Source organism: Longimicrobium sp., from assembly GCA_036389135.1.
Taxonomy (GTDB): Bacteria; Gemmatimonadota; Gemmatimonadetes; order Longimicrobiales; family Longimicrobiaceae; genus Longimicrobium.
In genome coordinates this window covers 12,900-31,809 of sequence record DASVQP010000044.1, presented here as the reverse complement: position 1 = coordinate 31,809, position 18,910 = coordinate 12,900, and the positions used below count along the sequence as shown (strand labels likewise).

Sequence of the window (18,910 nt, the reverse complement as noted above, 5' to 3'; positions counted from 1 at the left end):
GGTTAGCGAGTCAGGTTGACGGTGATTACGTACGAGCGAGTCTGCGGGTTGTTGAAGTAATCGATCCCGCGACCCGTGCTCTGCCCCGTCAGGTTCGACTCGGGGTCCAGGCCCCGGTAATCCGTCCAGGTCTTGAGGTTGCGGCCGCTCACCGTGAGGTCCACCGCGCTGGTGCCCAGGCGGCGCACCCACGGCTGCGTGAAGCTGTACCCTACCGAGACGTCGCGCAGCTTCACGAAGCCCGCGTCTTCCACGAACTGCGAGGTCGGCCCTTCGAAGCCGCCGCCCACGCCGTTGCCCCAGAAGCGGTTGAGCTTCACCGTCTTGCAGACGCCGTTCGGGCAGCCCGGGCCGGCGCCGCCCACCCACGACGTGTCCTTGCCGGCGCCGCGCCAGGCCAGCGTCTCCTCGTGCGTGCCGAACGTGTAGAGGGCGCCGCGCGTGCCGTTCCACATGTCGCCGCCGTGCTTGATGTCCAGCAGCCCGCTGATCGTAAGGTGCTGCCCGATCTGCAGCGAGTTGCGGATGCCGGCCGTCCAGTCCGGGTTCGGGTCGCCCAGGATGCGGTAGTCAGGGTCCGGCACGGGGAAGCCGGTGGCGCCGATGTAAAGCGCGCCCGGCGTGCCCTTGAACTGCTCGTCGATGTCCACGCCGTTCAGCTGGATCCCGCGGCCGAAGCGCACGAAGTCGCTGCCGAAGATCAGGCCGAAGGGGCGGCATCCGGTGTTGAGCGGATCCTGGTGGTCAGGGCCCACCACGTCGATCGAGTTGCCGCCGCTGAAGCCGGCCAGGAAGAGGTGCTCCGCGCCAGCCAGGTTCTTGACGCAGCTGTTGTTCTTGGCCCAGTTGGCGTTCACCGACCACGAGAAGTTGCGGGCCCGCACCGGCTGCAGGTCCAGCGTCATCTCGATCCCGCTGTTGTCGAACTCGGCCGCGTTCTCGTACTTGAACTCGAACCCGGTAGACGCGGCCACCGGCACCGCGAGGATGGCGTCCGTGGTCTTGCGGGTGTAGTACGTGAAGCCGAACGCCACGCGGTTGTCGAGCACGGCGAGGTCGAAGCCTCCCTCCAGCTCGGACTTGCGCTCCGGGCGGATGTTGGTGTTGCCGAGCACCGTGTTGGTGAAGACGCCCTCGTTGCCCAGGTAGGTGCTGGACAGGCCGTCGCCCACGTACGAGTCGTCGAAGGTGCCGACGTTGAAGCCGGTCACGTTCGAGTACACCGGGGGCTCGCGGCCGCTGACGCCGTACGACACGCGCAGCTTGCCCTGGTCCAGGAAGCCGACGTTGTCGAAGATCGGGAGGCGCGAGAAGGTCCACGCCGCGCCGACGCCCGGGTAGAAGAAGCGCTTGCCGTCGCCGCCGAAGGTCGAGGCGCCGTCGAAGCGGCCGCTCGCGTTCAGGGTGAGCTGGTCCGCGAACGTCACCTGCGTGGTGCCGAAGTATCCGTCGTTGCGCGTCTCGTAGCGGAACTCGTCACCGGTGCGCGAAACGGAGTAGTCCGTCTGCTCCGCGCCAAGGATCAGCCCCACACCGATGGTCTGGTTGCGGGCGAAGCTCTGCTGCTGGAGGCTCTGCCCCACCGTCGTGCTCCCGACCACCCGCTCGCCCAGGTTCCAGCTGGCGGTCGCGGTCAGGTTGCTGTCGATGATGCGGTTGGTGATCGTGGCGCGGGTGATCTGTCCCACCGGCTGCGCCGCCGTCTGCTTCGGGAAGATCTGCAGGCGGTCGTCGGCCCCGAAGTCGGCGCCCAGGATGTAGTTGACCCGCAGCCAGCTGGCCGGGGTGTACTCCAGGTTCACGTTGCCGAAGCTGCGGTCCACTTCCGACCGGTTGGTCAGCTCGTTGGCCACCCAGAACGGGTTGTCGTAGATCGGCGCTTCGTTGATCGACTCGATCCCCTGCCCGCGGTAGGCGTGGTGGAAGCCAAGCGGGTTGCGGTAGCAGTCAAACCCGCTGTCCCTGCGGCAGTTGTTGAACTCCGGCGGGGTGCGGAGCGCGCCCAGCTGGATCCCCGAGATGTTGGAGCCAGTCTGCACGAAGTCGCCGCCGCTGCGCGTGTAGGCCAGGTTGCCGCCCACCTTGAGGTCGCCGCGCAGCATCTGGGTGGCCTTCAGGCGCACCGACGTGCGGTCGTACCCCTGCGGACCCACCACCACGCCCTGCTGGTCCAGGCGGCCCAGCGACAGGAAGTAGGTGGTGCGCTCGGTGCCGCCGGACACCGTCATGGTGTTCTCCAGGCGGTTTCCGCGGCGGTACACCTCGCGCGCGTGGTCGTACGTGTCGGTCCCCTCGGGAAGCGCGCGGCCCCACGAGGTGCGGTTGCCCGGCGAGAGCAGCTGCCCCGGAGCGACCGGCGCGCCGGTGCTCGGGTTCACGGCGTCGCCGTCCAGCCCCTGCCCGTACTGCTGCTGAAGCGGGTGGACGCGGTTGACGTCGTCGCTCGAGTACTGGCTGGTGAAGGTGGCGCGCGTGGCGCCGGAGCGGCCGGTCTTGGTGGTGATCAGCACCACCCCGTTGGCGCCCTGCGCGCCGTACAGCGCGGTGGCCGCCGCACCCTTGAGGATCTCGACGCGGTCGATGTCGGCCGGGTTGATGTCGGCCGCGCGGTTGGTGAGCACGGTACCCGCGGTGTTGGACTCGCCGCCGAAGTTGTACGAGCCGTTGTCGATCTGCGTGCCGTCCACCACGAAGAGCGGCTGCGTGCCGCCCTCGACCGACGCGGCGCCGCGGATCTGGATGTACGCGCCCGCGCCCGGGTCGCCCGAGGTGCTGCTGACGAGCACGTTGGGCGCCTTGCCGGCCAGCGCCGAGACGACGTTCGTCTCACGCGACTGGGTGATCTCCTGCGCCCGCACCGAGCTGACAGCGGTGGTGGCGCGCTCGCGGGTGGTGGTGGTCCCCTGCCCGGTGGCCACGATCCCCTCCAGCTGCAGCACGTCCGCGCCGAGCTGGAAGTTCTGCGTGAGGGTGGCGCCCGCGCTGAGCGTCACCGTGCGGGACGAGGAGGCGAGCCCCACGCGCGAAGCGGTGATGGTGACCTGGCGCGCCGTCTGCAGGCGCGACGCGGGGACCACCAGGCGGTACGTGCCGTCGGGCGCCGTGGTGGTGCCGGCGGCGAGGGCGCTGATGCGCACGGTCACGGCGCTCTCCGGAGCGCCTGCCGCGTTGGTCACGCGTCCGGTCACCGTGGCCGGCTCCTGCGCCGCCACCGGTGAGGACGCCGCGGCCGCGGCGACAGCCGCCGCGAGCAGCCAACGAGTTTGTCTCATGCACTTCCTCCGGGAACTTGCCGGCGAGACGCCGGCAGTCGTTTGGGCGGGCCCGGCACCGCGCCGGACTCCGGTGGGACTTCCCCCGTGCCGCCGCCGGCTACACTGGGGCGGGCGTCGAGGGACCAGCGTGGGCATGCTGCGTGGGCAAGGCACCTCCTGGCGGAGGGTTGGGGGGAGGGGTAGACACCCATACAACGTATCAACACGCGAAGATGCGACAGGATCGCATTCTCACGAGCCGCCCGTCGTTCATGGGTGCGGCGGACTACGGTTTCCGGACAGTTAAGGAGCAGGTGAGTAGATGCCACGGGCTTGAGTTATAGAACGGACGTTCGAATCTGTCAACCCGCGGCGCTCCTTTCTCATCCTCCCGTGGTCTGGATTGCGCGCAGGAGGGCCCGGGCCTTGTTGAGGGTCTCCTCGTACTCGGCAGCGGGGTCGCTGTCGGCCACCAGCCCGGCGCCGGCCTGCACGTGCGCGCGCCCGCCCTGCGCCACCACCGTGCGTATGGCGATGGCGGTGTCCATGGCGTGCCCGCCGTAGGCGAAGTAGCCGGCCGCGCCCGCGTACGGGCCGCGCCGCGACCGCTCCAGCTCGTCGATGATCTCCATGGCGCGCACCTTGGGGGCGCCGCTCACGGTTCCCGCGGGAAAGGAGGCGCGGAAGACGTCCACCGCGCTGAGCCCCGGGCGCAGCTCCCCCTCCACGGTGGAGACCAGGTGGAGGACGTGCGAGTACCGCTCCACCGCCATGCGCGCCGGCACGCGCACGGTGCCGTAGCGGGCGACGCGCCCCACGTCGTTGCGCCCCAGGTCCAGGAGCATCAGGTGCTCCGCCTGCTCCTTGGTGTCCGCCAGCAGCTCCGCCGACAGCCTCGCGTCCTCCTCCGCGTCGCGGCCGCGGCGGCGGGTGCCGGCGATGGGCCGCACCGTCACGCGCCCGTCCTCCAGCCTCACCATCGTCTCCGGCGAGGAGCCCACGAGCTGGAAGCCGTCCAGCTCCAGGTAGAACAGGTAGGGCGAAGGGTTGAGGGTGCGGAGCGCACGGTACAGGTCAAAAGCGGGCACGGCGAGCGGCACGGTGAGCCGCTGGGAGAGCACCACCTGGAAGGCGTCGCCCGCGCGGATGTACTCCTGCACGCGGCGCACGCCGTCTTCGTACTCGGCGCGCGTCATGGTGCTCTCGAACTCCGGGTCCGCGGCGGCGGGCGGGGCCAGGGTGAGCGGCTCCGGCCCGCGCCCCTCGCGCAGGCGCATGACGATGTCGAGCACCTCGCCGGCGGCGGCGTCGTAGCGGCGGCGCAGCTCCTTGTCATCCGCCCCCGCCGTTTCCACCGCGGAGATGGAGTGCGCGCGGCCGAAGAGGTTGTCCACCGCCACCACGGTGCCGGTGAGCATGAAGAGGGCGTCCGGCAGCCCCAGGTCCCCGGGCGGCGCGGCGGGGAGGCGCTCGATCAGCCGCACCGTGTCGTAGCCGAAGAAGCCCACCGCCCCGCCCCAGAAGCGCGGCAGCCCCGGCACCTGCGCGGGCACGTGCGCGCGCAGGAGGCGGTCGAAGTCGCCGAGCGGGTCGTCGGAGGGGCCGGTGTCTTCCCACCCCTTTGCGGGTGTCCAGCGGTGGATGCGGTCGCCGGTCAGCTTCCACGCGCCACGCGGCTGCGTCCCCAGAAAGGTGTACCGCGCCCACGTCTCGCCCCCCACCACCGACTCCAGCAGGAACCCGAACGGAGGCCGCGCCAGCTTGTGGTAGGCCGAGACCGCCGTCTCCGTGTCGAACAGGAAGTCGAGCGACACGGGGACGAGCGTGGCCTCGCGTGCGTGCGCGCGGAATTCATCGAACGTAGGGGACAGCGGCATGGGGGGACTACAGGGATCAGGGATGAAGGGATGAGGGATGAGGGGAGGGCGGGGCGAGGGGTGAAGAGAACACCGCGATGTTCCCACCCCCATCCCCCATCCCCTCATCCCCGCGGTGTCAGTCCGCCGCCATCGGGGTTTCCGGCATCTCCGCGCTGCCGTCGACGTTGTCCTCGCGGACGATGGAGGTGGCGGCGCGCTCGTCGAAGTCCACGCGGAGCACCTGGTCCAGGCTCTCGCGGATGCCGTCGATGTGGGTGATCAGGATCACCTGCTCGAAGCGGCCTTCCAGCGCGTGCAGGAGCTGCACGACGTTGTCGCGGCGCGCCACGTCCAGCGATCCGAACACCTCGTCCAGGATCAGCAGCGAGAGCGGGTGGCCGGCGCGCTCCGCGATCATCTGCGAGAGCGAGAGGCGCAGGACCAGGTTGGCGACGTCCTCTTCGCCACCGGAGATCACCGGCTTCTCCTCGCCCTCGTCCAGCACCATGATGTTGTAGCCTTCGTCGATCTCCATCGCCGTGTAGCGCCCGTCCGTGAGCTGCGCGAGGAAGGCGGAGGCGATCTCGGAGAGCTCCGGGCGCACCTGATCGTTGAGCTCCTGGCGGAGGTCGGTGTAGGCGGCGTCCAGCTCGTCGTGGTAGCGGAGGTCGGTCTCCTGCGTCTCCACCTCGGCCGCGCGGCGGTTGTACTCGTCCTCCGCGTGGCGCGCCGCCTGGAACGCCTGCTCGGCCGTGTTCACGTCGCCGCGCAGGGTGGCGGCGCGCAGGTCGGCGGCGCGGGCGCGGCCGTCCGCCGTGGTGTAGTCGGCGCGGGAGGCCTCGAACGCCTCTTCGGAGAAGCCGAGGGCTTCGCGCTCCGCCGCGGCGGCCTTTGCGCGCGCTTCGGCGGCGGCCTCGCGGGCGGCGGCTTCGGCGCGGTCGCGCTCCCAGTCCGCGCGGCGACGGGCGGTCTCCTCCAGCCGCGCGGCACGCTTCTCCACCTCGCGCAGCTCGCGCATGCGCGCCTCAACCTCCTTGTGGCGCGCGGCGTCGTAGCCGGCGGGAGTCGCGGCCAGCTCGGCGGTCAGCTCCGCGTGCCGGGCCTCGCGCTGGGCGCGCTCCTTGAGCAGCCCCTCGCGCTCCTGGAGGGCGGCCTGGCAGCGGGTGTGCTTCTGCGTGCGGTCCTCCACCTGGCGGGAAAGGTCGTGCGTCAGCGCCTCCAGCGCCGCGACCTCCTCCGGCTTGTCCTTGAGCTGGTCGAAGCGCGACGACCACCACTTTCCGTCCTGCACGACGGAGATCCACTGCTCTTCGAGCTCTTCCAGGAGGCGTTCGTAGTCCGCTCCGACGGGGCGCCCGCACGTGGGGCACGTGCCATCAGCGCCCAGCTCCTTGATGGAGCGGATCTGCTCCTTGAGCTCGGCGCCGCGATCGCGGTAGCCGCCGAGCTTGGTCTCCGCGTCCTGCCGGTCGCGCAGCCAGGTGGTCTTGCTCTCCTCCAGCTCCGTGTCCACCTCGGCGCGGCGGGCGCGGAGCTGCTCGAGCTCGGTGGCGTAGCGGCGCTCCAGCTCGGGGGCGGTGTCCAGCTTGGCCAGCCGCGCGACGGTGCGCTGCGTCTCCCCCACCGCGTCCGCGATCTGCGCCACGAGCGACTTGCGGCGCTCGGCGTGGCGCGCGAGGTCGGAGAGGCGGGTGCCCTCCTCGGTGAGCGCGGGGAGCACGGCGAGCTGCTCGCGCAGCGGTGCGAGATCCGTCTCGGCACCGGCGACGGCGGCCAGCTCGCCCTCCGCCCGGGCGGCGTCGCGGCGGGCGGCGTCGCGGTCGCGGAGGGCGGCGTCGGCGGTGTGGGTCAGCTCGCGGAAGCGCTCGCGGGCGGCCTGCGCGGCGGCCCAGCGCGGTGCGACCAGCTTGAGCGCGGCGCGGGCGTCCTCCGCCTCACGCTCGGCGGCGCGCAGGGCTTCGAGCGCTTCGGCAACGCGGCGCTCGGCTCCCTGTCGGGCGGCCACGATCTCGCCACGGTCGCCCAGGGCGGCGCGCAGGGCGCGGATCTCGGTGCGCAGCTCGTTGCGGCGGAGACGGGCCAGCTCCTGCGCGCGGCGCAGCCTCTCGTATCCCAGCACCTGGCTGAGGAAGCGCCCGCGGTCCGCCGGCCCCATGGTGGCGAGGAAGGCGAGCTCCTTCTGCCCCGTGAAGTAGGTGTTGAAGAACTCCTCGCGCGACATCCCCAGGCGCCCCTGCAAGTACGCCGTCGCGCCGCCGAGCGTGGCCGCCACCGGGGCCACGCCGCCATCCAGGAAGACCTCCGCCTTGCTGAGCGTGCGCACCACGCGGTACTCGTGGCCGCCCAGCTCGAACTGCAGCTCCACCTCCACCCGCGCGCCCTGCCCCGCGCGCGCGAAGCGGATGGTGTCGTTGGTGCCGCGCGCCGCCGCCGCGCCGTACACGGCCCAGGCGATCGCCTCCAGGATCGTGCTCTTTCCCGCCCCGTTCGGACCGATGATGCCGGTGAGCCCCGGGCGAAAGGCGATGTCCGTGCGCGCGTGCTGGCGGAAGTTGCGCAGCTTGAGGGAAACGAGCCTCATACGGCCTCCCCCGCCCGGTCGACGTACGAGGTGGCGAGCTCCACCAGCCGCTCGCGCTCGATGCCGGGGTTCTGCGGGCTCCAGCCGCGCAGGTACGCCGCCACCTGCTCCTGCAGCGTCTGCCTGCGGATGGGCGCGCCGGAGCCGATGCGGCGCCGCACCTCGGGGGGACGCGCGTCGAGGTGGAAGTGGAGCGCCTCGGCCTTCCACTCGCGGATGCGGCGGTGGTTCAGCTCGCGCACCAGGTTGCGCGGCACGTCGGTGATGACGAGCCGTACGATGCGCGCCGCGATCCCGCCGGCGACGCCCTCGACGGCGGCGCGGATCCCCTCGTCCAGCTCCGCCGCGCTCAGCCCACGGCCGTCGAGGCGGGGGAGGTCGACGGTGCTGCGCGTCTCCACCGGGTGGAACTCGGCCGCGCGGCGGTCGGTGTCGTACAGGAGGAAGCCCTTCTCCCCCGTCTCCATCCAGATGTTGGTGGACGTGCGCTCGATGGCGCCCGCGTACCACATGTTAGGCGCCAGCTCGGTCACCAGGTGGTAGTGCCCCAGCGCCACGTAGCTCCACCGCTCCGGCCCGATGCTGGTGTCGGCCACCATGGCGCCGCCGTACTCGGTGACGTAGCGGATCTTCTGCTCGGCCACGGTGCCGCTCACCGTGCCGTGCAGCATCAGGATGTTGTTGGTGGAGGCGGGGTCGGGGTCCATCGACGCCTCGTGGTCGCACGCCAGGGCGTTGTGCGGCATGCACATCACCGAGGTGTCGAGCGACTCCAGCCGCACGTGGCTGCACTCCTCGGTCACCACCCTGATCCCCGGGATCTCGCAGAAGAGGCGGAGGATGTTCCCCGTGTCCGACGAGCGGGGGGAGTCGTGGTTCCCCGCGAGCATCACCACCGGCACCCCCGGCAGGCGCTCCGTGAGGATGCTGAACTGGCGGAACGCCTCGGCGATGGCGGTGTTGGAGGGGCGCACCGTGTGGAAGATGTCGCCCGCCACCAGCACCAGGTCCGGCCGCAGATCGCACACGCGCGCCACGGCGCGGCGGAAGGCTTCGGCAACGTCCGCCTCGCGCACGTTGATCCCCCGCGGGGTGACGCGGTGGTAGGCGCGGAAGCCCAGGTGAAGGTCTGCGAGGTGTGCGATTCTCACGGGCGTCGATGGAGCCGGGTCGGGGGGCCGGTGCCGGGCGGGGAGGGGTGCGCCGCGCCCCTTGCGGGGAGGGCGGCGCCGCCCCTTTCTTCATACCCCGATCCGCCGGTCTAGAGCGGCAACGTAGAAGGGTTGGGCCCCCGGAGCAACGCCGGGGCGATCCGTCCGTCACAGCGGAGTGCGGCACAAGCCCGCTCCTTCCAGGAACTTTATAAGGTTACGCGCCATGGCCAAGAAGAAGAAGCTCTCGCCCGAGGAGATGCACCGCCAGCTCCAGGACACCGTGCAGGCGCTCCCCTACGCGATCACGCAGATGGAGAAAGAGGGGAAGCGCGGGCAGGCGTTCCTGCTGAAGTACATCCGCGGCCCCATCATGCGCTTCATGCACCGCATGTCGTCCAAGCAGCGCTACGCCGGGCCGGAGGGCTCCAAGCTGAAGCAGTCCGACCAGATGAAGCGCCACCTGGAGCAGCGCCAGAAGGCGATGGAGTTCTACCAGGGAGAGATGAAGCGGGCGCAGCAGCGGCAGGCCAAGAGGCAGGGGAAGAAGCGGTAGGGCGACCCCCTGTAGCCGGGGGATGAAGCCGGGAGACAGGGGATGAAGCTGGTAGCCAGGGGATGAACCTGTCATCCGGCGGTTGAAACCGCTGCAACAACCGCGGGAAACCTGCCTTCGCAGGTTCCGGCGGGCGGGGTTGGTGCGGGGCGGCAAGGACGGTGCGGCGGCTGGTTCGCCGGGGGATGAATCCCCCGGCTGGAACCACGGGAAGGCGGCTGAAGCCGGCTCGAGAAACGCGGCATTGGACCAGGAATCCGCGAAGGCGGACTTTGCGTTTTTCCAGCGGCGAATTCATCCGCTCCTGGACGGGCACCCCTTGCCGCGCCGGCATTCAGGACGCGCCGAGATCCCGCCCCGGAGTCCGCGAAGGCGGACTTTGTGCCGTTGTTGCAGCGAGTTCACTCGCCCGCGTCGCCTCCCGTGCAGATACAGAGCGCTCCTCGCGGTCACGGAAGACGGCGATGGAGGGGAGGCGCGGCCACTCGGCGGCTGGCCAGAGGTCGAACATGCCGGCGCGCGAGGGGAAGGCGGGGCCGTCCTCCAGCGCGGCGGCGAGGAGGAAGTTCTGGCGGTCGGGGAAGTCGCGGCCCATGTGCGAGTAGACCACGACGCGCGGGAAGACCTCGGCCACCGTGCGCACCGTCGACCAGAGACGCACCGATCCGGGGCCCTCCGCCACGCCGATCGCGTTCATCAGCAAGAGGCCGCCCGGCGTGAGGAGGGCGCCGAGCTCGCGCATCGCTTCCTCGCTCACGAGGTGGAGCGGGGTCATCTCGGTGCCGTCGTAGACGTCCAGGAAGACGCGGTCCCAGGAGGCGCGGGGGAGGCCGGCGGCCACCGCGCGCGCATCGCCGTGGACGGTGGCGATGCCGTGCTCCGGCCGCAGGCCGAAGTAGCGGTAGGCCACGCGCGTCACTTCGGGGTCGCGCTCCACGACGGTGACGCGGGCGGTGGGATCCTTCTCCGCGATGCGGCGCGGCAGGGTGTAGGCGCCGCCGCCCAGGCACAGGTACGACAGCCCCGGGCGCCCCGTGTCACCCAGCCAGCGCTCCGCCGCGGCGATGTAGGCAAAGGAGGGGGCGCCGCTCCGCGACAGCTCGCCCGACTCGATCTCGTCGTCCTGGTAGAGCTTGAGCTCGGGCTGGCGGCCCTCCGCGAACACCGTCTCGGTGACGCGCAGGGTGTTGAACGGCGTCTCCGTCTCGTGGAGGACGCGCTCGGTGGTGGTGGGCGCCGGGCGGCTCGGGAAGAGGAGGGGCAAGGTCAGGATCGCGCCCATCACCATCAGCAGCGGGCCGGGAAGGACGCGCGGAAGGAGGACGAGCCCCGCCAGCGCCGCGCCCACCGCCAGCCCCACCAGCACCGCGATCGCGGCGGTACCCGCGAGGCCGAAGGAGTCCTCGTCCTCGTCGTCGCCCGCGGCGGCGCGCTCCCACGCCACCAGCGCAGGGAGGAGGAAGCCGGCGGCGTAGACGGGGATGCCGACCATGAAGAGGAGCGCCGCGGCACGTCCGGGGCCGCCGAAGCGCTCGCCGCCAGCCGCCGTCCAGAGGATGGCGAAGAGCCCGCCCAGCGCCAGCGAGAGCCCCGCGAAGAGCCAGCGTCCGGTGGGCGCGACGTCGCCGCGGGCGCCGGGGGCACCGGCCCACATCCCGGCGGCCAGGGCCACGGCGAAGGTGGCCGCCAGCCCGCCGGCCGCGCCCAGCGCACCGCCGGCCTCGTAGAGGATCAGGCTGCCGGCGGCGAAGAGGGTGATGCCGGCCGCCATCCCCACCAGGGCGGCGCGGGCCGCCAGCCCGCCGAAGCGCACGCGGTCAGGGCGCAAAGCGTCCATATCCCCCGCGATAGTAGAGGAGCGGGGTGCCCTCGCGGGTCTCCGCCGCCTCCACCTCGCCCACGAAGATGGTGTGATCGCCGCCGTCGTAGGCGTTGCGCACGCGGCAGTCCAGCCAGGCGAGCGCCGCGTCCAGCACCGGCGCGCCCGTGCGCTCCGCGTGGAAGGCGGTGCCCAGGAACTTGTCGCCGGTGGTGGAGCTGCCGAAGCGCCGCGCCAGCGTCTCGCCCTCCCCCTCTTCCAGCACGTTCACGGCGAAGACGCCCGAGCCCTTCACGTAGCGGTGCGTCTCGCTCGCACGGTCCACGCAGGCCAGCAGCAGCGTGGGCTGCAGCGACACGGAGCAGACGGCGCTGGCGGTGAGACCGGCGGGGTGCCCGTCGTCGCGCAGCGTGGTGACCACGGCCACGCCAGCGGCGAAGTGCCCCATGACGCGGCGGAAATGGCTCGGATCGATCATCCTGGCACCCCTGCGGGGCGGTCGGTAGGTTGGCCCGCGGGCCGGGCGGCAAGGCCTTGGCCGGTTCTTTGCGCTCGCCACGCACGCACCGGGCCCGGCGCATCCGCCGCTGCCCGCAACGACCGCGGGCCGGCAATGGTGGCCCGGCCCGCACGCACACTCATACGGCTCGCAATGCGCGACTTTCCAGACCGCGGCGCCCGCGCGGCGGCGCTCCTGATTCTAACCGCTCTCTCCGGCTGCGACAACGTGCAGTGGGGCGGTTCGTCGATGCAGGTGGTGCCGCCACCGCCCGCCAGCGACGTGGTGCAGGTGTCCGCCGTCACCGAGGGGCCGGCGTCGCTGGGGCTCCCCACGGGGTCGGTGCTCTTCCACGTGCTCCGCACGGCGAACGGGGCGCAGATCATTCCCGTGGCCGAGATCTCGGGCGATTCGCTGCGCACGCTGCGCCGCCCGGCGGGGGTGTCGCCGCAGGCGTACGAGCAGCGCTTCCGCCGCGCGGTGCTGGAGCCCAACTCGCAGTTCGTCCTCTTCCGCCGCGGCGCCCGCGTGGGCACGGCAACGGTGCAGGGGAATGGCCCGGTGAGCACCTGCGGCGTACCCAGCTCCATCGGCCTGGTGACGACGGTGGCCGCCGCCGCCGCGGAGCGCGAGTTCGTCGCCTTCCGCAAGGGGCTGGAGCCGGACGTGGTGGGCGAGTTCTCGCCGCCGCAGGTGGCCGGGCCCATCCGCCGCTACGGGCCGCTGATCGCCGAGCGCGCCGTGCTGCAGAACGGCCTTCCGCGCCCGCGCAGCTGGCCCGGCGCCCAGCGCGACCTGCAGGCGCTGGACGTGGTGCGCGGCGGGCAGCCGGAGATGGCCTCCACCTTCCTGGTGGGCGACCAGCTCGCCGTGGGGCCGCCGGAGGAGGACGGGTGGAGCGTCTTCTTCGTGGCCTCGTACGAGCAGCGCACGGGGTACAACCCGTTCTACACGGAGGTCTCCGACTACCGCAAGGGCGGCAAGCGCGCCCCCAAGCTGGTGGACTACCTCAACTGGAACCGCACCGGCGGCGCGGAGATGCTGGTGCAGGTCTTCGGCGCGCAGGACTCCTGGTACGAGGCCGTCTCGCAGGACCGCGGCAACCGCTGGGCGCGCGTGTGGGAAGGGACGCCCTGCCGCGGCGAGGCGCCGTAAGGGCTTCACCCCCCCCGGCCGCGGCCATCGGTGCCGGGGGCTGAAGCCCCCGGCTGGAACCACGGGAAGACCACTGAAGTGGTCTCGCTAACCGGCGAATCGCATTCCCCATCCCCATTCCCCATTCCCCCATTGCGCCAGGTCTGGATCACCAAACGCGGCGGGCCGGAGGTCCTCCAGGTGCGCGAGGCGCCCGATCCCGAGCCGGGGGCGGGCGAGGTGCGCATCCGAGTGGCCGCGGCGGGGATCAACTTCGCGGACATCCTGGCGCGGATGGGGCTCTATCCCGACGCGCCCAAACTCCCCGCCGTCGTGGGGTACGAGGTGGCGGGGACGGTGGACCGCGTGGGGAGCGGGGTGCAGGGGGTTCGCGAGGGGGACCGGGTGGGCGCGATCACGCCGTTCGGCGGCTACTCGAGCATAGTGGTAGTCCCTGCGGCGCAGGCGATTCCGCTGCCGGACGGGCTCTCGTTCGAGAAGGCGGCGGCCATCCCCGTGAACTACCTTACCGCGTGGATCATGCTGGCGCACCTGGGGTGCGTCCGCGCGGGGGACCGGGTGCTGGTGCACGCGGCGGCGGGGGGCGTGGGGGTGGCGGCGCTGCAGATCTGCCGCGCGCGCGGGGCGGAGGTGATCGGCACCGCCAGCGCATCCAAGCACGACCGGCTGCGGGAGATGGGTGCCGCGCACTGCATAGACTACCGCACGGAGGACTTCGAGGCGGAGGTGAAGCGCATCACCGGCGGCCGAGGGGTCGACGTCGCGCTGGATGCGATCGGCGGCGAGTCGTTCGGCAAGAGCTACCGCTCGCTGGCGCCGCTGGGGCGGCTGTACGTGTTCGGGGTCAGTTCATTCGCGACCGGCGAGCGGCGCAATGTGCTGTCCGCGCTCCGTGGGGTGATGCGGACGCCGCGCTTCCACCCCTTCCCCCTGATGAACGCCAACCGCGGCGTCCACGGCGTAAACCTCGGGCACCTGTGGAAGGAGACGGAGCTCCTCGCCCGCGGCATCGGCGAGATCCTGGCCGGCGTGCGCGCCGGGACGCTGGACCCCGTGGTGGACCGCGTCTTCTCCTTCGAGGAAGCGGGCGAAGCGCACGCGTACATCCAGGGGCGCGGCAACTTCGGCAAGGTGCTGCTGGCGCCCTGACCCTCGCCCTCTTTCGAGACGATACAACGCGGGGCTGGACAACGGGCCCCGCAGCACCGACCTTTGTAGCCACTTCCCCTACCGCGCCCCGCCCCCGCCGCCGGTCCCCATGCTTCCACCGATTCCCGCGCTGCGCGGGCTCACGCTGCTGAGCGCCTCCCTGGCGCTGGGCGCGTGCGACCTTCCCGCCGCACAGGCACCCGCCGGCGTGGCGTCCGTCATCAGCTCGCTGCGCGCGGAGCCCGCCGCCGCGACCGCGATGACGGGGAAGTTCCGCGTCGTCTACCAGGCCGTAGACGACTCCACGTACGCGCGGTGGCAGGACGACTTCCGGGAGGCGCGCTTCCTGGAGGGGGTGGCGGAGTGGCTGAACGGATGGATCGCGCTGCCCAACGACGTTACCATCGGCTTCGAGAAGTGCGGCGAGCCCAACGCCTACTACGACCCCGAGAAGCGCGCCGTCTCGCTCTGCTACGAGCTGGTGGACGACCTGGACGCGGTGCTGGGCGGCGACGGCGACGAAGGAGCGCAGGCGGTGAGCGACGCCCTCCTCTTCACCACGCTGCACGAGGTGGGGCACGCGCTGGTGGACGTGCTGGACATCCCCATCGCGGGGCGCGAGGAGGATGCGGTGGACCAGCTCGCCGCCGTGATGCTGGTGGATGGATCGGAGGAGGGGAGCGAGGCAGCGGTCAACGGCGCCTCGGGGCTCGCGATTGACGAGGGGGAGCTGGACGACCTCGCCTTCGCGGACGAGCACGCGCTGGGGTCGCAGCGCTTCTACAACGTCCTCTGCCTGGTGTACGGGCAGGACCCCGACGGCTACGCGGATTGGGTCAGGGACGGCACCCTCCCCGCGGAGCGCGCCGAAGGGTGCGAGGCCGAGTACGCGGACGTGTCGCGCAGCTGGGACCGGCTGCTGGAGGCGTATCTGCGGCCCTGACAGCGCAACACATAGAGTGAATAGATAGGCAACTGTGTACTTGGCTAAGCTTAGCCGGAGTGGACGGCTGTCCAAGTATGGCGCGCGCCGATAACCCGGACATGCCCGGACCACCTCGGATGTAGCCGGATCCGTCATGGAAGCGGGCGCCTGAAACAGATCACAGAGGCGGAATCGTTTACCATCCCCTCGTCGCCGGACTCGTCAAAGTAGGCAAAGTACATTCGGGAGCGAACCGCGGAACGCGAGCGGGCGTACGATTTCCACAACAAAGCGCCCCGGCTCGCACCGAGCTGGGGCGCTTCGGTTCGTCTATCCCTAATGCGTTCTACGGGATGGCTTCGGATAACGCAAGCGGGGGTAAGTACAAGCGGGAGTGGCCTTTGCCACTCCCGCTTGGTTTGTCCCACCCTTGACAACCGATTCAAGCGAGTCAAGGGTGGAATCGGGAAGAAGTGGAGATCCAGCAACGGCGTATGCAAACCGACCGCGCGCAAAGCCGAACGAGCTGTGCCCGGATTGCGAGGAGCCGTTGACGGTGCGCGCGTGGTCCACGCACTGGCGGTCGGGTGACAAGATCATCCCGATCCGGAGGATGGCGCTGGCGTGGTGTAACAACCCGGACTGTCTGGCGTACCGAGGTCGCAAACGGAACGGCAAGGCGGCGTAGCAGGGGGGTGGAGGGGGGGCGGTCCCAAGGTGTGGGACCGCCCCCCGGGTTTTGCTCATCCTTTCAGCCACTCCGGCGGCGGTTCTCGGAAATGACGAGGAGCTCGCCGACGCAGCGGGATAAAGCTATTGCGACACCATCCACAGGCCGCTAAAGTTGCGAGCGGGTTACGACTTGCGACGCCGGAACAGCAGCTGGATGGTTCTGACTCCGACCCGACACCTCCGTGTGAGTCTCACCTTGCGGTGGGGATCGGTTCGGCCACTGCCCGTGCAAACTTTGCCACAACGGAGACAACCAATGCGAAGATTCAGCGGGGTACAGCTGCGAGCCGGCGCCCGACTGGCGATCTGTAGTTTGGCCATCGCGATATGTTTTGCGGCACCTGCCAGCGCACAGGTTCCGTATCAGCGAGGGCAGGCGGTTCAGTATAGTGACGGGGCTGAATGGACGGATGCCGAATTCGTGAGGCTGACGCCCAGTGGGACCCAGGCGATCGTGCGAGAGAAGAACGCGTACACCACCAGCGGGTACTTCGAGCGAGCGGTGAACCTCGATCGCATGCGTCCCCGACAGGCGCAATCCGCCCAGCGCCCGGTGACCGGGCCGGCAGCTCCTCGCCCGGCGCAACCTACGCCGCCGCCGGCCCGACCCGCACCAGCGCCCGCGCAGGCGGGGGGATCGCCCCGGTCCGGAGACTACGACATCTACAGTTATGGTAGGGGGACCAATCCGATTCGACTGGGCCGGATTAGTCTCTCCGGCAACAACTATCGGTTCTACGACAATGGCGACAACTTGAAGGGCCAGGGACAATATAGCTACGCTGCGGGAACCGTTACGTGGCGCACGGGCCTGCTCAGGAGCTATGGCTGGGGCGGCGAGTTCAAGATCGAACGGGGCGGGCGTGAACATTCTATCCGTCTGAACACGGTGACGTACGCGTTGAACACGCGCTAATCTCGTGTGTCCTTGGCGGAAGATCCGGTCGGCGCGCAGCGTGTGTCCTGAACCGCTGACCACTCTGGCCCATTTACGCAGGTACACAATCGCCAATAGATAAGGAGGGCGCCTCGGATGCCGGAGCGCCCTCCTTTTTGGATTCAGCGGGTGCGAACCTTGACCGCGCTTTGGAAGGCCGCCGCCGGCACGACGCGCGTGAGGACGTTGGTGGACGCGAGCCATGCGGATGCGTCCAGGTCCACCAGCAGGCGCACGTCGTCGTCCTCGTCGCCGAGCGACACGGGTCTCTCCACGACGATGCTGTCCGCGGGGGCGATGGCGACGCCGACACGGCCGATGATGTTGACGCCGCCGATCACCAGGCCGGAGGCCACGTCCGCCTCCACGCGGGTGAAGACGATGCGCACCCGGTCGTAGTTCCCCCGCCGCACCTCGCCGCCGGTCAGGCGCACGGTGTCGCGGCCCTCGATGCGCACGGAGGCCGATGCAGGTGCGCGGTTGACTTCCTCCACGCGGTTCGACGACAGCAGGCTGACGCGCGCGTCGAAGGCGATCGTTCCCTGCGCCACGGCGGCGCTCAGCGAGCGGTGGCCGTCCGCGGGGGCGAGCGACATCCGCGCGGCGCTCGGGGAGCCCTCGGGGGTGGCATCGCCGGTGGCGTGCACCTCCACGTCGCGCGCGCCGCCGGCCACGAGGTCCTTGCCACACCCGCCCAGCGCCACCACGGCGATCAGCGCCATCCAGCTCCGCTTCCTCATATCGTCACCCCTCCTCGGTTGAACCTGCGTCAGTACCCACGATCCGGGCCAGCTCGGCGGCGGCCCGCTCGGTTTCCGGGCCCGTTCCCAGCTCACGATAGATCTCCAGCGCCACCTCCAGCCGGGCGATCGCCGACTCGGTCCTCCCCTGCTCCGCGTCCAGCAGCGCGTACTCGTGCTGCGTAGTCGCCAGCTCGATGGCGGGAATGGCCTCGCCGCGGCAGATGCCCAGCGCCTGCTCGTAGAAGATGAAGGCCTCCCCGTCTCCGCGTGCGCGCGCTACCGCGCCCAACGTGCGGTACACGTACGGCAGGAGTGTGATCAGCGAATGCGCGAGCGCCACCGCCTCCAGCGCGCGCGCCGCCTGCTCCGCCTCGCGAACCCGGCCGCGCGCGAGATGGACTTCCGCCACGTTGATCAGGATCGTTCCCTCGACGTAGGGCGAGGACGCCTGCTCCAGGGCAGCCTGAAACTCCGCGCCGGCCTCGTCCAGCCGGCCGCGCGCCATCGCCAGGCGCCCGCGCCCGTTGCGGATGTGCACCGCCGCGCCCCGATCGCCGACCTCGTGCGCCCGGTCCAGCCAGCGCTCGCAGGCGTCCAGGGCGCCGGTGCGCAGCTCCACCACGGCCATGTTGACGTAGAGCTGCCAGCGGTGGACGGGCGAGCCCCCGTCGCCCAGGAGCTCCAGCCCGCGCTCGTACCAGCCGCGCGCTTTGGCCCACAAGCCCTGGTCCGTCCGCACGTTGCCGAGGCCCAGGCACGCGACCACGGCTCCCTCGGCGTCGCGCTGGGCGGAGCCTATCTGGAAGGATTCCGTGTAGAAGCGCACCGCGTCGTTCAGCGCGCCGCGCGTGCGGGCTACGCGCCCCAGCCTCCGCAGCGCGAGCGCCTCGCTGCTCCGGTCGCGCGGCTTGCGCCCCAGCGCCGCCGCGCGCAGGAAGAAGCTCTCCGCCTCCTCCAGCCGCCCCTCGTCTTCCTCCACCTCTCCGGCCGCGATCAGGGCGCGCGCGGCCGCGGCGGGGTCCCCGGCGTCGATCGCGCGCAGGGCGGCGACGGAGTGGCGCATCACCCGCTCCACGCGATCGCGGGCGCGCTCGGCCAGCGCGGCGATCCCGGCCTCCAGCGCGTCCGCGTCGGCCAGGCGGGTGCCCAGGGTGGCGTACGCGTCCGCGGCGGTCCAGGCGCGCCCGCCGTCCTCGCGCGACGCACCCACGAGCGCGGCGCGCAGGAGGGACAGGTCGTCCGCCCTTGGAAGCGCATCCAGCGCATCGCTCAGCTTCAGGGGTCGCTTCACGGCAGTGGGCTCAGGTGATTCATCCGCATCTCACCAGGGCACGCTCCGTTCCGCCCCAACCCCGCGCAAACACTGGGGTTTCCCGCCCCGTCGCCATTGGCGCCGCTGCATTTTCTGCTACATGCCCGAAAATGCAGCATTCGGGCTGCCGGGGCATGGCGGGCGAGTAAACTCGCAGCAACAACAGCACAAAGTCCGCCTTCGCGGACTCGCGCCTCCACATCCGTGGTAGGCGCGCGATTCATCGCGCCCACCCTCG

The 18,910-nt window shown here is 70.9% G+C and carries 12 protein-coding genes; 4 read left to right on the top strand and 8 right to left on the bottom strand.

Going from position 1 to position 18,910, the window contains the following annotated elements; all coding sequences use genetic code 11:
• Positions 1-2: 2 nt before the first annotated feature.
• The 4 genes from VF584_11400 to VF584_11385 form a co-directional block, all read right to left on the bottom strand.
• Positions 3-3,272: a SusC/RagA family TonB-linked outer membrane protein gene (locus VF584_11400; GenBank protein HEX8210773.1), complete on the bottom strand. Its 3,270-nt coding sequence runs from the start codon at positions 3,270-3,272 to the stop codon at positions 3-5.
• Between the two features lie 365 nt (positions 3,273-3,637).
• On the bottom strand, positions 3,638-5,131 hold the full coding sequence (gene trpE, locus VF584_11395) for an anthranilate synthase component I (protein HEX8210772.1): 1,494 nt from the start codon (positions 5,129-5,131) through the stop codon (positions 3,638-3,640).
• Positions 5,132-5,249: 118 nt separating this feature from the next.
• Positions 5,250-7,694: an SMC family ATPase gene (locus tag VF584_11390; GenBank protein HEX8210771.1), complete on the bottom strand. Its 2,445-nt coding sequence runs from the start codon at positions 7,692-7,694 to the stop codon at positions 5,250-5,252.
• Positions 7,691-8,845, bottom strand: a complete 1,155-nt coding sequence (locus VF584_11385) for an exonuclease SbcCD subunit D (GenBank protein ID HEX8210770.1) — start codon at positions 8,843-8,845, stop codon at positions 7,691-7,693. Before VF584_11385 ends, VF584_11390 begins: the two co-directional genes overlap by 4 nt.
• A 226-nt stretch (positions 8,846-9,071) precedes the next feature.
• Between VF584_11385 and VF584_11380 the strand changes: the two genes are divergently transcribed.
• Positions 9,072-9,401 (top strand): hypothetical protein, encoded by a 330-nt coding sequence (locus VF584_11380; protein ID HEX8210769.1) that lies wholly within the window; start codon positions 9,072-9,074, stop codon positions 9,399-9,401.
• 334 nt (positions 9,402-9,735) lie between these two features.
• Here the strand turns inward: VF584_11380 and VF584_11375 are convergent, their stop codons facing one another.
• Positions 9,736-11,229, bottom strand: a complete 1,494-nt coding sequence (locus VF584_11375) for a fused MFS/spermidine synthase (GenBank protein ID HEX8210768.1) — start codon at positions 11,227-11,229, stop codon at positions 9,736-9,738.
• Positions 11,219-11,698 carry a flavin reductase family protein gene (locus VF584_11370; GenBank protein HEX8210767.1) on the bottom strand — a complete coding sequence of 160 codons (480 nt, stop codon included), beginning with the start codon at positions 11,696-11,698 and terminating at the stop codon, positions 11,219-11,221. The genes VF584_11375 and VF584_11370 overlap by 11 nt, the downstream gene beginning before the upstream one ends.
• 174 nt (positions 11,699-11,872) lie before the next feature.
• Between VF584_11370 and VF584_11365 the strand changes: the two genes are divergently transcribed.
• From VF584_11365 to VF584_11355, 3 genes are all read left to right on the top strand, one after another.
• On the top strand, positions 11,873-12,874 hold the full coding sequence (locus VF584_11365; protein HEX8210766.1) for a hypothetical protein: 1,002 nt from the start codon (positions 11,873-11,875) through the stop codon (positions 12,872-12,874).
• A 132-nt stretch (positions 12,875-13,006) separates the two neighbouring features.
• A complete protein-coding gene (locus tag VF584_11360; protein HEX8210765.1) occupies positions 13,007-14,023 on the top strand; it encodes a medium chain dehydrogenase/reductase family protein in 1,017 nt (338 codons plus the stop codon).
• 109 nt (positions 14,024-14,132) lie between these two features.
• Positions 14,133-14,966, top strand: a complete 834-nt coding sequence (locus VF584_11355; protein HEX8210764.1) for a DUF4344 domain-containing metallopeptidase — start codon at positions 14,133-14,135, stop codon at positions 14,964-14,966.
• Positions 14,967-16,739: 1,773 nt separating this feature from the next.
• Here the strand turns inward: VF584_11355 and VF584_11350 are convergent.
• Positions 16,740-17,357, bottom strand: coding sequence for a hypothetical protein (locus tag VF584_11350; protein HEX8210763.1), 618 nt, complete (start codon positions 17,355-17,357; stop codon positions 16,740-16,742).
• 4 nt (positions 17,358-17,361) lie between these two features.
• On the bottom strand, positions 17,362-18,651 hold the full coding sequence (locus VF584_11345) for a tetratricopeptide repeat protein (GenBank protein HEX8210762.1): 1,290 nt from the start codon (positions 18,649-18,651) through the stop codon (positions 17,362-17,364).
• Positions 18,652-18,910 lie beyond the last annotated feature (259 nt).

What these genes read in the sequence shown, in the direction of transcription:
- VF584_11400 (HEX8210773.1), bottom strand. Translation starts at nt 3,272, where the DNA reads ATGAGACAAACTCGTTGGCTGCTCGCGGCGGCTGTCGCCGCGGCCGCG.
- trpE (HEX8210772.1), bottom strand. Translation starts at nt 5,131, where the DNA reads ATGCCGCTGTCCCCTACGTTCGATGAATTCCGCGCGCACGCACGCGAG.
- VF584_11365 (HEX8210766.1), top strand. Translation starts at nt 11,873, where the DNA reads ATGCGCGACTTTCCAGACCGCGGCGCCCGCGCGGCGGCGCTCCTGATT.
- VF584_11350 (HEX8210763.1), bottom strand. Translation starts at nt 17,357, where the DNA reads ATGAGGAAGCGGAGCTGGATGGCGCTGATCGCCGTGGTGGCGCTGGGC.
- VF584_11355 (HEX8210764.1), top strand. Translation starts at nt 14,133, where the DNA reads ATGCTTCCACCGATTCCCGCGCTGCGCGGGCTCACGCTGCTGAGCGCC.
- VF584_11380 (HEX8210769.1), top strand. Translation starts at nt 9,072, where the DNA reads ATGGCCAAGAAGAAGAAGCTCTCGCCCGAGGAGATGCACCGCCAGCTC.
- VF584_11390 (HEX8210771.1), bottom strand. Translation starts at nt 7,694, where the DNA reads ATGAGGCTCGTTTCCCTCAAGCTGCGCAACTTCCGCCAGCACGCGCGC.
- VF584_11370 (HEX8210767.1), bottom strand. Translation starts at nt 11,698, where the DNA reads ATGATCGATCCGAGCCATTTCCGCCGCGTCATGGGGCACTTCGCCGCT.